This is a genomic window from Enterococcus sp. LJL128 (genome assembly GCF_056924295.1).
Window position 1 is genome coordinate 14,536 of record NZ_JBXPBP010000003.1, and the last position, 12,952, is coordinate 27,487.

Here is a 12,952-nt window from a genome sequence, read left to right on the forward strand (position 1 = left end):
TATAGAAGGAGTTCATCACATGTATTTTGTAAAAGTTTATGTAACGTATAAGGAATCTGTTTTAGATCCTCAAGGAGAAGCTGTAAAGGGAGCAATTCACCGTCTTGGCTATGAAGCAATTGAGGAAGTTCGAATTGGTAAGTACTTTGAAATCAAAGTAGCAAAATCAGATCAGCCGGTAGAAGAAGCCATCGAAAAGATTTGTGATAGTCTTTTAGCAAACGTTAATATGGAAACCTATCGCTATGAAATCACGGAGGAAGCGTAGCATGAAATTTGCAGTGATTGTATTTCCCGGTTCAAACTGCGATATGGATATGCTTTGGGCAGTGCAGAATATTTTGGGAGCAGAAGCTGAGTATGTGCGCCATGATGCAGAAAGCTTAGAGGGCTTTGACGGCGTTCTTTTACCAGGCGGATTTTCTTATGGGGACTATTTACGTTGTGGAGCAATCGCCCGTTTTTCAAAAATTATTGAAGAGGTTATTCGCTTTGCAGAAGAGGGCAAGCCGGTATTTGGCACCTGTAATGGGTTCCAAATATTGACAGAAGCTGGACTTTTGCCTGGAGCATTGCTTCGTAATCAGTCCCTTCATTTTGTCTGCAAAACAGTTGGTTTAAAAGTTGAAAATGCAAAAACCGCATTCACCAGCGCGTATGAACAGGATGAAATTATTCAGATTCCTGTTGCACATGGAGAAGGAAATTATTATTGTGATGAGGAAACGTTGCAGAAGTTGAAAGACAATAATCAAATCGTTTTTACTTATGCGGATGAAAATCCTAATGGCAGTGTGGAAAATATAGCTGGAATTATCAATGAAAAAGGAAATGTCCTAGGCATGATGCCTCATCCGGAAAGAGCAGTAGAAAGCTTGTTGGGCTCAGATGACGGACTGAAATTCTTTCAATCAATCATTAACAACTACGGAAAGGTAAGGAATAAAGCATGATGAAGATAAGCGAACCAACAGCTCAGGAAATCAAAGATCAGAAAATCTATGCAGGATGGGGACTGACTGATGAAGAATATCGGATGATTGAAGAAGATATTTTAGGAAGAATGCCAAATTATACTGAAACGGGATTGTTTTCAGTTATGTGGAGCGAGCATTGCTCGTATAAAAATTCAAAGCCTGTACTGAGAAAATTTCCGACTTCTGGACCACAGGTGCTTCAAGGACCTGGAGAAGGAGCCGGAATCGTAGATATTGGTGATGGTCAAGCAGTTGTGTTTAAAGCAGAAAGCCATAATCACCCATCAGCTGTGGAACCTTATGAAGGAGCGGCAACTGGGGTAGGTGGAATTATCCGTGATATTTTCAGTATGGGCGCGCGGCCGATTGCGATTTTAGATTCTCTTCGCTTTGGCGAATTGGATAATCAGCGGACAAAGTATCTTCTTGAAGAGATAGTAGCTGGAATTAGCGGTTACGGCAACTGTATTGGCATTCCTACAGTAGGAGGAGAAGTTGCATTTGACCCTTGCTACGAAGGAAATCCTCTGGTCAATGCCATGTGTGTTGGATTAATTAATCATCAGGATATTCAAAAAGGGCAGGCCAAAGGTGTCGGTAATTCAATTATGTATGTTGGAGCGAAAACAGGACGTGATGGTATTCATGGAGCGACTTTCGCCTCAGAGGAGTTTGTTGAAGGAGAAGAACAGCAGCGTTCTGCTGTTCAGGTTGGCGATCCGTTTATGGAGAAGCTTTTGTTGGAAGCTTGTTTGGAATTGATTTTAGATCATTCAGATATTTTAGTCGGTATTCAAGACATGGGAGCAGCCGGGCTGGTTTCATCAAGCTCAGAAATGGCTTCAAAAGCTGGTTCTGGTTTGAAGCTCTATTTAGATGATGTTCCTCAGCGTGAAACTGAAATGAGTCCTTATGAAATGATGCTGTCGGAGTCACAGGAGCGGATGTTAATCTGTGTTGAACAGGGACATGAATCAGAAGTAGTGGAACTGTTTAAAAAATATGATTTGGATGCCGTAACAATTGGGGAAGTAACAGATGATGGTTTGTACCGCTTGTACCATAAAGGTACAGAAGTAGCGAATTTACCTGTAGATGCATTGGCTGAGGATGCGCCGGTTTATCAAAAGGAAAAACAAGAGCCTGCAAGAATTAAAGAGTTTTCAGCAATGCCTGATTTTCAGCCAACCATTGAGGATGCTGGGAAAACATTGCTGAATCTATTACAGCAGCCGACAATCGCGTCGAAAAAAATGATTTACCAGACCTATGACTCTCAGGTACGGACAAATACAGTTGTTCAACCAGGAAGCGATGCAGCTGTTTTGCGTGTGAGAGGAACAAATAAAGCTCTTGCGATGACAACGGACTGTAATGCCCGGTATCTGTATTTGAATCCGGAAGTCGGCGGTCAGATTGCTGTAGCAGAAGCGGCTAGAAACATTGTTTGTTCTGGTGGTCAGCCATTGGCAATCACCGACTGTCTGAACTACGGTTCACCTGACAAGCCAGAAGGGTTCTGGGAGCTGTGGACATCAGCAGATGGGATTGCTGCAGCTTGTGAAATGCTGGATACACCCGTTATTTCAGGAAATGTCTCTCTCTATAATGAAACAGACGGGAAAGCCATTTATCCAACACCAATGATTGGTATGGTGGGATTAATCGATGATTTGGCGCACGTTACTACACAGGAGTTCAAAAAAGCAGATGATTTAATTTACGTAGTTGGAGAAACGCAAGCCGACTTTAACGGTTCAGAGCTGCAGAAAATGACGCTTGGTCGAATTGAAGGGAAATTGATGGCTTTTGATTTGGCTCAGGAAAAGGCGAATCAACAGATTGTTCTGGAAGCAATTCGAAAAGGGCTGGTTGCAAGTGCCCATGATTGCTCAGAAGGCGGTTTAGGTGTTGCGCTAGCGGAAGCCTGCTTTAAAAACGGGTTAGGTATAGACGTATCGGTTGCAACAGCGCTACCGTTATTATTTGCTGAAACACAATCACGCTTTGTTCTATCTGTTACGCCTGAGAATCAGTCAGCGTTTGAGGCGCTGGCAGCTGATCAAGCAGCTTGTATCGGCAAGGTGACAGCAGACAACACAATCAGCATTAATGCTCAGGATGGGAAGGTAGAAGTTAAAACGACTGCTGCCAGAGAACTATGGGAGGAAGCTATTCCATGTCTTATGAAGTAAAAAGCTTAAATGAAGAGTGTGGAGTATTCGGGGTCTGGGGTCATCCAGATGCATCCCGGGTTACTTATTTCGGTCTGCATAGTTTACAGCATAGAGGTCAGGAAGGGGCAGGAATTGTTTCAAATAATCAAGGGAAGCTTGATGGACATAGAGATCTTGGGCTTCTTTCAGAAGTGTTTAAAGAGGAACGTAACCTTGAAGCATTAAAAGGACAAGCAGCTATTGGGCATGTGCGTTATGCTACAGCTGGAAATGGCAGTGTGGATAATATTCAGCCATTTTTATTCAAATTCTATGACGGTTCCTTTGCTCTTGCTCACAATGGAAACTTGACGAATGCAAGAAGCCTGCGGACAACGCTTGAAAAAGACGGCGCAATTTTTCATTCGAATTCAGATACAGAAATTTTAATGCATTTGATTCGACGTAGTAAACAGCCGACATTTATTGATCAGCTGAAAGAAAGTCTGAGACAGGTGAAAGGCGGATTTGCTTATCTGTTGTTGACGGAGAACGCAATGATTGCTGCTTTGGACCCGAATGCGTTCAGACCCCTGGCAATTGGTCGGATGAAAAATGGTGCATATGTGGTAGCGAGTGAAACCTGTGCGCTTGAAGTGAGTGGTGCTGCCTTTGTCCGGGATGTAGAACCAGGCGAGGTCATTATTATCGATGATACTGGCTACCGAGTAGAAAAATACACTGAGGACACGCAGCATGCGATTTGTTCAATGGAGTTTATCTATTTCGCTCGGCCGGATTCTAATATTGCTGGGGTCAATGTTCATACCGCCCGCAAAAATATGGGGAAACTTCTAGCGCAAGAAGCACCGATAGAAGCCGATATGGTTGTTGGTGTACCAAATTCTTCTCTTTCGGCAGCCAGCGGTTATGCAGAAGCCAGCGGTATTCCTTATGAAATGGGATTAGTAAAAAATCAATATATCGCCAGAACATTTATCCAGCCAACACAGGAATTAAGAGAGCAGGGCGTACGTATGAAGCTTTCGGCGGTCAGAGGGGTCGTTGAAGGAAAACGGGTAATTATGGTAGATGATTCTATTGTACGGGGAACAACCAGCAGAAGAATTGTTCAGCTGTTAAAAGAAGCAGGTGCGAAAGAAGTTCATGTAAGAATTGCATCACCACCTCTTAAGTATCCTTGTTTTTATGGGATTGATATTCAAACCCGAAAAGAACTGATTGCTGCCAATCATTCCGTGGATGAAATTAGGGAAGTCATTACAGCAGATTCACTAAGCTTTTTAAGTGAAGAAGGATTGATTCAGGCGATCGGTTTAAACTATGATGCTCCTTATTCAGGATTATGTATGGCTTATTTTAACGGAGATTACCCAACACCTTTATATGACTATGAAGCAACTTATACAGCTTCATTAGAGCAGTCAAAAGACAAGAAAGTGAACTGAGAATTTTAGGAGGACAGACATGGCGAACGCATATGCAAAAGCCGGGGTAGACGTAGAAGCCGGTTATGAAGTAGTAGAAAGGATTAAGAAGCACGTAAAGCGGACAGAGCGTGCCGGAGTGATGGGTGCGTTAGGTGGTTTTGGCGGATGCTTTGACCTAAGTAAGGTGGATGTGAAGGAGCCGGTACTGATTTCGGGAACAGACGGAGTAGGAACAAAGTTGATGTTGGCAATTCAGGCAGATAAGCATGATACGATTGGCGTTGATTGTGTGGCTATGTGTGTGAATGATATCGTTGCTCAGGGGGCTGAGCCGCTTTATTTTCTTGATTATATTGCAACTGGAAAGAATATACCAGAACGTTTAGAAGCTGTTGTAGCAGGCGTAGCAGAAGGCTGTGTTCAGGCAGGAGCCGCTCTAATTGGGGGAGAAACGGCAGAAATGCCGGGAATGTATGGAAATGATGATTATGATTTAGCCGGATTTACTGTTGGCGTTGCTGAAAAGAGTCAGTTGATTACTGGAGAGAAAGTCTCTGAAGGAGACCTGCTGATAGGCTTGCCATCCAGCGGTATTCATTCTAATGGCTACTCCCTTGTCCGCAAAGTGTTTTTTGAAATGAACGATTTTCAGCTGACGGATCAGCTTCCTGAGCTGGCAGGAAAAACCTTGACAGAAGAATTATTGGAGCCAACAAAAATATATGTGAGAAGCATTTTACCACTGGTGAAAAAGCAGTTGGTTAATGGTATTGCTCATATCACTGGCGGTGGGTTTGTTGAAAACATTCCTCGTATGCTGCCGGAAAAATTAACGGCTGTGGTTGAATTAGGCAGCTGGCCGGTGCTACCGATTTTTTCAGCATTAGAGCATTACGGAAAGATCCCTTCTCCTGAAATGTATGAGATATTCAATATGGGGATTGGGATGGTCTTAGCTGTTTCACCGCAGCATGTGGGTGAAGTACAGAAGCTTCTTGAAGAACTGGGGGAGCCTAGTTATCTGATTGGCCGGGTTGCTGCACAAAATGAAGCGCCGATTGTATTCACCGAGGTGGAAAAATGAGAATTGCAGTGTTTGCTTCTGGAAACGGTAGTAATTTTCAGGTTATTGCAGAGGCAGTAAAGGCAGGCAAAATTGATGGCGAGATTGTTTTGCTGTTCAGTGACAATAAGCAGGCAAAGGTATTAGAGCGTGCTGAGCAGCTAGGTATTCCTCATGTTGCTTTTTCACCAAAAGATTTTTCTGAAAAGAGCATCTATGAAGGAGAAATCCTTCATCTTTTGGAAGAAAAGAAAGTAAATTTTATTGTGTTGGCAGGTTATATGAGACTGATTGGGCCGGCTTTACTGGAAGCTTTTCCTGAGAAAATCATTAATATCCATCCTTCGCTGCTGCCGCAGTTTCCGGGACTACATGGTATTAGAGATGCTTATGAAGCAAGAGTAAAGGAAACTGGCGTAACCGTCCACTATGTAGATAAAGGCGTTGATACAGGTCCTATCATTGCACAGGAACGGGTTATAATAACCGAAGATGATACAATGAGCAGTCTAGAGGATAAAATCCATCAAGTAGAACATAGACTGTATCCAGAAGTTCTGAAAAAAATAATCGAAAATAGGGAGCGACGGGCTTAATGACAAAAAAAAGAGCATTAATCAGTGTTTCAGACAAAACAGGTGTTGCTGATTTTGCGCGCAGACTGACAGAATTTGGGATTGAAATCATTTCAACTGGTGGAACAAAAGCCATGCTGGAGCAAGAAGGAATTCCAACAATTGGCATAGAAGAAGTCACGGAGTTTCCGGAGATGATGGATGGCAGAGTAAAGACACTACATCCAAAAATTCACGGCGGCTTGTTAGGCCGTCGGGATTTATCTGATCATTTATCTGCTATGGCAGAGCACGGAATTCATCCGATTGATATTGTCTGTGTCAATCTATATCCTTTTAAAGAAACAATAATGAAGCCGGATGTTGCCTCTGCGGATGCGATAGAAAATATTGATATCGGTGGACCAAGTATGCTGAGAAGCGGTGCTAAAAATCATCAGTTTGTAACCGTTGTAGTAGATCCGACAGACTACCCACTTGTTCTTGAAGAGCTTGCTGAAAATGATGAAACAAGCTTTGCCACTCGGCAAAAGCTGGCAGCAAAGGTTTTCCGTCATACTGCGGCATACGATGCGTTAATTGCTGGATATTTAACTGAGCTTGTTGATGAAGAAAATCCGGAATCCCTAACGCTGACTTATGATTTAAAACAGACGCTGCGTTATGGCGAGAACAGCCATCAACAGGCAGCCTTCTATGAAGATGCCCTGCCGGTTCCTTTTTCAATTGCTAGTGCAAAGCAGCTTCATGGGAAAGAATTATCCTATAACAATATCAAGGATGGAGATGCAGCGATTCGGATTGCGAGAGAATTTAATCAGCCCGCTGTCGTAGCAGTCAAGCATATGAACCCATGCGGTATTGGGATTGGAGAAGATATTTTAACAGCCTATGAACAAGCATATGAAGCAGATCCTGTATCGATTTTTGGTGGAATTATTGTATTGAATCGTGAGGTTAGTCTATCTGTGGCAGAGAAGATGCACCAGCTGTTCTTAGAAATTATCATTGCTCCTAGCTTTACAGAAGAAGCATTTGAGCTACTGTCCGGTAAAAAAAATATACGTTTAATGACATTAGATTTTTCCCATAAAGATGAAGCGGATGATGATGAAAAGGTATCTGTTTTAGGTGGTTTACTTGTTCAAAATCAAGACGTAGTCAAAGAAGAAGTCAAGGATTGGAAGGTTGTGACCAAACGTCAGCCGACTGAAGAGGAAATGCAGGCACTGGCTTTTGCATGGAAAGCAGTGAAGCATGTCAAAAGCAATGCTATTGTTATCGCTAATGATTATCAAACAGTTGGTATTGGCGCTGGTCAGATGAACCGGGTCGGTTCTGTTCAAATTGCGGTCAAACAGGCTGGTGAAAAGATTAAGGGCGCTGTTCTGGCTAGTGACGCTTATTTCCCAATGGGGGATAGCGTAGAATACGCTGGGGAGTGCGGCATCAAAGCGATTATTCAGCCTGGCGGTAGTATAAGAGACCAGGAATCAATTGATATGGCGGATAAATACGGCATTGCGATGGTATTTACAGATATCAGACACTTTAGACACTGATGATGGAGGAAAATGATGGGATTAACAATTTTAGTAATCGGCAGTGGTGGAAGAGAACACGTCATTGCGCAAAAATTCATTAAGAGTCCGCTGGTTCAGGAGGTCTATTGTGCTAAAGGAAATCCGGGAATGATTCGTGACGGCATTCAGCTTGTGGATATTGCAGAAGACAATCATAAGGAGCTAATTGCTTTTGCAGAGCAAAATAAGGTTGACTGGACATTCGTTGGACCAGAAGTGCCTTTATTGAATGGAATTGTTGATGATTTCAAAAAAGCCGGCTTAAAAATTTTCGGTCCAGAAAAAGCTGCAGCAATGATTGAAGGCTCAAAAGACTTTGCCAAAGAATTAATGAATAAATATCATATACCCACAGCAATGCACCGCACCTTCCATGAATTAGAGCCTGCGAAGGAATACGTTCGGATGAAAGGCGCTCCAATCGTTATTAAGGCAGATGGATTAGCAGCGGGTAAAGGAGTAGTTGTTGCTGAAAGTGTTGAAGAGGCTATTTCAGCTTTGGAAGATATGCTGGAAGGTAACCGCTTTGGTGCAAGCGGAGCAAAAGTAGTTGTAGAAGACTTTTTGGCGGGAGAAGAATTTTCGTTATTGGCGTTTGTCAGAGATCAGGAAATTTATCCTATGACCATAGCGCAGGATCATAAGCGGGCCTATGAAAATGATGAAGGACCCAATACCGGAGGAATGGGTGCTTATAGTCCGGTGCCTCAAATACCTCAAGAGCTGGTGGATGAAGCGATTGCCAAGGTTTTACGACCCGCAGCCGAAGGTCTGATTAAGGAAGGCTGCCCATTTACAGGCATTCTGTATGCTGGTCTAATTGCTACAGAAGAGGGTGCCAAGGTGATTGAGTTCAATGCTCGATTTGGTGATCCGGAAACACAGGTTGTGCTGCAAAGATTAGAAACAGATTTGGCGGGAATTATTGATGATCTTCTTAATGAACGGATACCAGCTATTCAATGGAAGCAGGATGGTTTTAGTTTAGGAGTTGTAGTAGCTGCGAATGGCTATCCGGGAGAATACATCTCAGGTTCAGTCCTGCCGGCATTTTCTAGCGACTGTGAGCAGCGTGTTTACTATGCAGGTGTATCAGAAAAGGATGGCAAACTGCTTTCAAGCGGTGGTCGAATTTATCTTGTGGAAGCAGAAGGAAATACCTTGGAAGAAGCACAGCAAAATGTTTATCAGCTCTTGAACTCCGTTGATACAACTGGAACCTTCTATCGTAAAGATATAGGTGCAAAAGCAATGAAATCAGCAAAGCTTTGATTTAATCTATAAATAAAGAGATAGTCAATCCATAATTGGAGGCGGCTATCTCTTTTTGTTAACATTAAAGGGAATGAAAATTCTGGCAGTTGAAAACTCAATAATGTCAAAGGCTGCTGAAGGAGGTATCTAGAAAATGTCTAGCTTTAAAAGCTAGCTATCTCCACTAATAAATCGGATCAGAAGCTGAGCTAAAAGTATTTTTCTTCAAGAAACAAGGCATATTACAAGAAAATAGCTACGCCTATTTATCGCACGACTTGTTTTCGAAGAATCGGCTTTGGGCTTTCGTCTATTCAGATTCAGATATGCTGAGTTTGGGAATTTATTATTGTCCCAGCTTCTTTCTAATAGTCAGCCAGATTCTCTTTGAAAGGGTAGCACATTGTTTTTTGAGGGTGAGCTTTCTTTTGTTTTTTTCATACTGGTGAGTTTCTGCGAAGTTTGCGCAGTAGTCGACAGTTTGTCTGAATGTCGAAAATCAACCATTTTATCGCGAAAGCGCAGGGGAAGGTGATTCATTTGGCATTTTTTATTCGCTCGTTCCTGAATAGTTACTGCCTGTAGAAACGACTGCCATTGATGCTGAATCAGCTCTTCTTCCTCACGGGTATTGTTTAAATTAGGGTTGTCTGTATTTTCGATAAAAGAGATACGCCCTTGCTCAATCAATGCCAATAGCCGATGGGTTGTATCATAAATAACAATCGTCTCTAATGGATAACGTTCAGCAAAATGAGGGCAAATATAAGGGAGAGAAAAATGCTTTGGCGTTATTTCACTGAATAATATCTTTCCTGCGTATTCAAATCGAACAAAGCCGGTATATAGATGTGCTTCTCCGAGCATTGCTTTGATACCTCGCTGTACAGCCAAAATGGACGGATGACCAATATGATTCGTTAATGAATCCTTTGTACGTAAAGCAACTTCTAAGGTCTCAAGCAGCTGCAGCTCCTTATTTTCTACAGTAGCGTTAAATCCATCTTGAAAAAATTGGAAATTTTCAGCAGTTAAAAGCTGTCTTAGCCTACGATGGATTTTCTCAGCCTGCGGTTCATTTGTTTCAATCCATTCACTAAAAAAAAGACTAAGTGCAGAAGTTTCTGGTGTGCAGATGCTCCCAGGAAATTTTTTTAGCCGAAACGCTTTGTCGACAATTGTTAAGAAACCATAAAAACTGTTGTCATATTCCCAAACCTCTGCTGTACGGTCAATATGCATGGCGAAGCTCCTTTTCTTTTGTATGCTCAAACCGTTCCACATCAAATAAGGACAGCTGCTCTTGATTGCTTTGACTATTGGCCTTTTTCAAGGCTTTATATTGTCTTGAAGACACAAGAGAGGCAATAATCCATTCGGGCTCTTTAATGAGTCCTTCAATAGTGGCACCGTCACAGCTAACAAAATATTGCGCTCTTTTTACGACAACACCTAGTCTTTTCAAATCCGACAGATGCAGCCGGTAATATTTTCGAGCCTTAACAATATTTTGAGCGCTCTTTGGACCGATGCCGGGAATTCTAAGCAGCTTTTCATAGCTGGCTGACTGAACATCAATAGGAAAACGTTCATAGTTTTGCACTGCCCAGTTTGCTTTAGGGTCTAAATATAAATTGAAATTTGGTTTTTCCGCAGTCAGAATTTCATCTGCCTGAAAACGATAAAACCGCATCAGCCAATCCGCCTGATATAGCCGATGTTCTCTAAGCAGCGGCGGATCAGTCGTTACAGCCGGCAGCAGAGAACTTTGATTGACAGGAATATATGCAGAATAATAGACACGCTTCAATTCGTATTTGTTATAAAGTGTTTCAGCTATATTTATGATAGCATGATCACTCTCTGGCGAAGCACCAATAATCATCTGCGTAGATTGTCCACCAGGTACAAAACTAGGTCCTCTTCTGACAGCCGGCAAGTTGGATAATTCTTTTTTCTTTGTAGTAATCTGCTTCATTGGTTTATATAAGGCCAGCGGATCTTTATCTGGTGCAAGCAGCTTTAGACTTTCACGTGAAGGGAGTTCTACATTTACGCTCATCCGATCTGCCAAATAACCTAATTCTTCAATCAAACGCTCATCAGCACCTGGAATTGCCTTAACATGAATATACCCCTTGAATCCTTTTTCGTAACGAAGAATTTTTAATGTTTTTATTAGTAATTCACAGGTATAATCAACATTTTTTATGATGGCCGAGCTTAAAAATAATCCTTCAATATAATTCCGCATGTAAAAGTCCATCGTTAAATCAGCCACTTCTTGAGGTGTGAAGGTGGCTCGCGGAATTTGGTTGGATTTCCTGTTTATACAATAATGACAATCAAAAATACAGGCGTTGGTAAACAACAGCTTTAATAAGGAGACACAACGGCCGTCACTTGTAAAAGAATGACAGATTCCTGCAGCAGCAGTACTTCCCACTGTTCCTGTTCGTGTATTTTCAGTGACGCCGCTGCTGGCACAGGAAACGTCATATTTAGCAGACTCTGCTAATATTTCTATTTTTCTGGTGAGATCCATAATAATGCCTCCTTATCGAACGTATGTTCTTATTTTAACAAGAAATCATTTGTGTGTCAAAGTAGAATTGAAAATCAATCATTTGTATCATTTTATAATTAATGATAAGCTTATTTTACTTATAAAAAGTAAGTATTTAAGGAGGTACAAAAATGAATTATTTGTTTGAAAAAGGTACTGGGAAGAATTTTCTACTGCTTCATGGAACTGGAGGAGATGAATATTCCCTTGTAGATATCGCGCGATATCTTGACCCGCAAAGCACTATTCTCTCTTTACGCGGTAGAGTTCAAGAAGAAGGAATGAACCGCTTTTTCAAAAGAAACGGACTTAATCAGTTTGATATCAACAGCTTAGAAGAAGAAAGCGATTATCTATTAAAGAAAATTGAAGAGATTAGTAAAGAGAACGGTATTGTATTAAGTGATTGGATTATCATTGGTTATTCGAACGGTGCCAACATCGCGGGTCATTTGCTGCTTGAAAGAAACAGTCAATTAAGACAAGCAATCCTGCTCCATCCAATGTCGTTAGGAGTTGACACTCAAAACGGACAGCTGAGCAACACAGCAGTTTTCCTTTCACACGGCAGTCATGATCCAATTGTTTCTTCGGAAGCCTTTCAGCGCCTGTCCAAGCAATTGGAGCGTAGAGGTGCAGCCGTCACTGTTGAGAATACCGAGGCAGGACATCAGGTAACGATGGAAGAAATCAATCAAGTGAAAAAATGGCTGGAAAAAAATAATTGAGCGAATCATTTGTAGGAAGTTTGCAGCGGTGTTATGCTAATTATTGTAAGAACGAAACTATCTTTTAGGAGGGTTTACTATGGCAGATTTAAATGGACGCGTAAATGATGCTAAAGATAAGGTGGAAGGCAAAACAAAAGAAACAGTAGGTAAAGTGACTGATGATAAAGGAAAAGAAGCAGAAGGTAAGCTTCAATCTGGTTTTGCAGACGCGAAGACCAAAGCACGTGATGCTGGTGATGATATTAAAGAAGGCGCAGAAAAATTTGGTGATAAAATCAAAGAAGGCTTCGAAGATATCAAAGAGAAATTTCACAAACATGATGATAAATAACCTATAACTGTTATTTTTAAAACATCATTTACTTGGTTTTAAAGGGGTGAGGCATAGTATTGTCCCGCCCCTTTTTTGTATGCTGGAGAAGAGCTTAAAAAGCTGTCTCTAAGCTAAATAAAAAATAAGATAGCCCGTATATACTTACAATAAAGATAACTTCCTTGCTTTTTTCAAAGATGAATTCTCAAGTAGGGTACGAATACCGCCAATTCACAGACGATATTTCATCATAAAGAGATGTGTCGCTATTACCATTTGTTTT

12 protein-coding genes are annotated in these 12,952 nt (G+C 41.6%); 10 read left to right on the forward strand and 2 right to left on the reverse strand.

Annotation, left to right across the window (positions count from 1 at the left end; genetic code table 11):
• The first annotated feature begins 19 nt into the window (after positions 1–19).
• The 8 genes from purS to purD are packed head-to-tail and all read left to right on the forward strand — an operon-like array spanning position 20 to position 9,077.
• Entirely contained in the window at positions 20–268 is a 249-nt protein-coding gene (gene purS / locus AC1Z3K_RS05300) for a phosphoribosylformylglycinamidine synthase subunit PurS (protein ID WP_426084675.1), read from the forward strand.
• On the forward strand, positions 246–953 hold the full coding sequence (gene purQ / locus AC1Z3K_RS05305) for a phosphoribosylformylglycinamidine synthase subunit PurQ (RefSeq protein ID WP_461732072.1): 708 nt from the start codon (positions 246–248) through the stop codon (positions 951–953). Before purS ends, purQ begins: the two co-directional genes overlap by 23 nt.
• Positions 950–3,172: a phosphoribosylformylglycinamidine synthase subunit PurL gene (gene purL, locus AC1Z3K_RS05310; protein WP_461732073.1), complete on the forward strand. Its 2,223-nt coding sequence runs from the start codon at positions 950–952 to the stop codon at positions 3,170–3,172. The genes purQ and purL overlap by 4 nt, the downstream gene beginning before the upstream one ends.
• The gene (purF, locus tag AC1Z3K_RS05315) at positions 3,157–4,602 is read left to right on the forward strand and encodes an amidophosphoribosyltransferase (RefSeq protein ID WP_461732074.1); all 1,446 of its coding nucleotides are present in this window, start codon (positions 3,157–3,159) and stop codon (positions 4,600–4,602) included. Before purL ends, purF begins: the two co-directional genes overlap by 16 nt.
• 19 nt (positions 4,603–4,621) lie before the next feature.
• A complete protein-coding gene (gene purM / locus AC1Z3K_RS05320) occupies positions 4,622–5,668 on the forward strand; it encodes a phosphoribosylformylglycinamidine cyclo-ligase (RefSeq protein WP_461732075.1) in 1,047 nt (348 codons plus the stop codon).
• Positions 5,665–6,243 carry a phosphoribosylglycinamide formyltransferase gene (purN, locus tag AC1Z3K_RS05325; RefSeq protein WP_461732076.1) on the forward strand — a complete coding sequence of 193 codons (579 nt, stop codon included), beginning with the start codon at positions 5,665–5,667 and terminating at the stop codon, positions 6,241–6,243. Before purM ends, purN begins: the two co-directional genes overlap by 4 nt.
• The gene (purH, locus tag AC1Z3K_RS05330) at positions 6,243–7,784 is read left to right on the forward strand and encodes a bifunctional phosphoribosylaminoimidazolecarboxamide formyltransferase/IMP cyclohydrolase (protein ID WP_461732077.1); all 1,542 of its coding nucleotides are present in this window, start codon (positions 6,243–6,245) and stop codon (positions 7,782–7,784) included. Before purN ends, purH begins: the two co-directional genes overlap by 1 nt.
• Before the next feature lie 15 nt (positions 7,785–7,799).
• Entirely contained in the window at positions 7,800–9,077 is a 1,278-nt protein-coding gene (gene purD / locus AC1Z3K_RS05335; protein WP_461732078.1) for a phosphoribosylamine--glycine ligase, read from the forward strand.
• A gap of 354 nt (positions 9,078–9,431) precedes the next feature.
• Here the strand turns inward: purD and AC1Z3K_RS05340 are convergent, their stop codons facing one another.
• Positions 9,432–10,301, reverse strand: a complete 870-nt coding sequence (locus tag AC1Z3K_RS05340; protein ID WP_461732079.1) for a TIGR03915 family putative DNA repair protein — start codon at positions 10,299–10,301, stop codon at positions 9,432–9,434.
• The gene (locus AC1Z3K_RS05345; RefSeq protein WP_426084684.1) at positions 10,291–11,604 is read right to left on the reverse strand and encodes a putative DNA modification/repair radical SAM protein; all 1,314 of its coding nucleotides are present in this window, start codon (positions 11,602–11,604) and stop codon (positions 10,291–10,293) included. Before AC1Z3K_RS05345 ends, AC1Z3K_RS05340 begins: the two co-directional genes overlap by 11 nt.
• 152 nt (positions 11,605–11,756) lie before the next feature.
• Between AC1Z3K_RS05345 and AC1Z3K_RS05350 the strand changes: the two genes are divergently transcribed.
• Complete coding sequence (locus tag AC1Z3K_RS05350) at positions 11,757–12,353, forward strand: alpha/beta hydrolase (RefSeq protein WP_426084685.1); 597 nt, start codon at positions 11,757–11,759, stop codon at positions 12,351–12,353.
• A gap of 79 nt (positions 12,354–12,432) precedes the next feature.
• On the forward strand, positions 12,433–12,687 hold the full coding sequence (locus tag AC1Z3K_RS05355) for a CsbD family protein (RefSeq protein ID WP_426084686.1): 255 nt from the start codon (positions 12,433–12,435) through the stop codon (positions 12,685–12,687).
• Positions 12,688–12,952: the final 265 nt, after the last annotated feature.

Coding starts and splice junctions, on each gene's coding strand:
- AC1Z3K_RS05345 (WP_426084684.1), bottom strand. CDS start 11,604: ATGGATCTCACCAGAAAAATAGAAATATTAGCAGAGTCTGCTAAATAT.
- purL (WP_461732073.1), top strand. CDS start 950: ATGATGAAGATAAGCGAACCAACAGCTCAGGAAATCAAAGATCAGAAA.
- AC1Z3K_RS05350 (WP_426084685.1), top strand. CDS start 11,757: ATGAATTATTTGTTTGAAAAAGGTACTGGGAAGAATTTTCTACTGCTT.
- purH (WP_461732077.1), top strand. CDS start 6,243: ATGACAAAAAAAAGAGCATTAATCAGTGTTTCAGACAAAACAGGTGTT.
- AC1Z3K_RS05340 (WP_461732079.1), bottom strand. CDS start 10,301: ATGCATATTGACCGTACAGCAGAGGTTTGGGAATATGACAACAGTTTT.
- purQ (WP_461732072.1), top strand. CDS start 246: ATGAAATCACGGAGGAAGCGTAGCATGAAATTTGCAGTGATTGTATTT.
- purD (WP_461732078.1), top strand. CDS start 7,800: ATGGGATTAACAATTTTAGTAATCGGCAGTGGTGGAAGAGAACACGTC.
- purM (WP_461732075.1), top strand. CDS start 4,622: ATGGCGAACGCATATGCAAAAGCCGGGGTAGACGTAGAAGCCGGTTAT.
- purF (WP_461732074.1), top strand. CDS start 3,157: ATGTCTTATGAAGTAAAAAGCTTAAATGAAGAGTGTGGAGTATTCGGG.
- AC1Z3K_RS05355 (WP_426084686.1), top strand. CDS start 12,433: ATGGCAGATTTAAATGGACGCGTAAATGATGCTAAAGATAAGGTGGAA.
- purS (WP_426084675.1), top strand. CDS start 20: ATGTATTTTGTAAAAGTTTATGTAACGTATAAGGAATCTGTTTTAGAT.
- purN (WP_461732076.1), top strand. CDS start 5,665: ATGAGAATTGCAGTGTTTGCTTCTGGAAACGGTAGTAATTTTCAGGTT.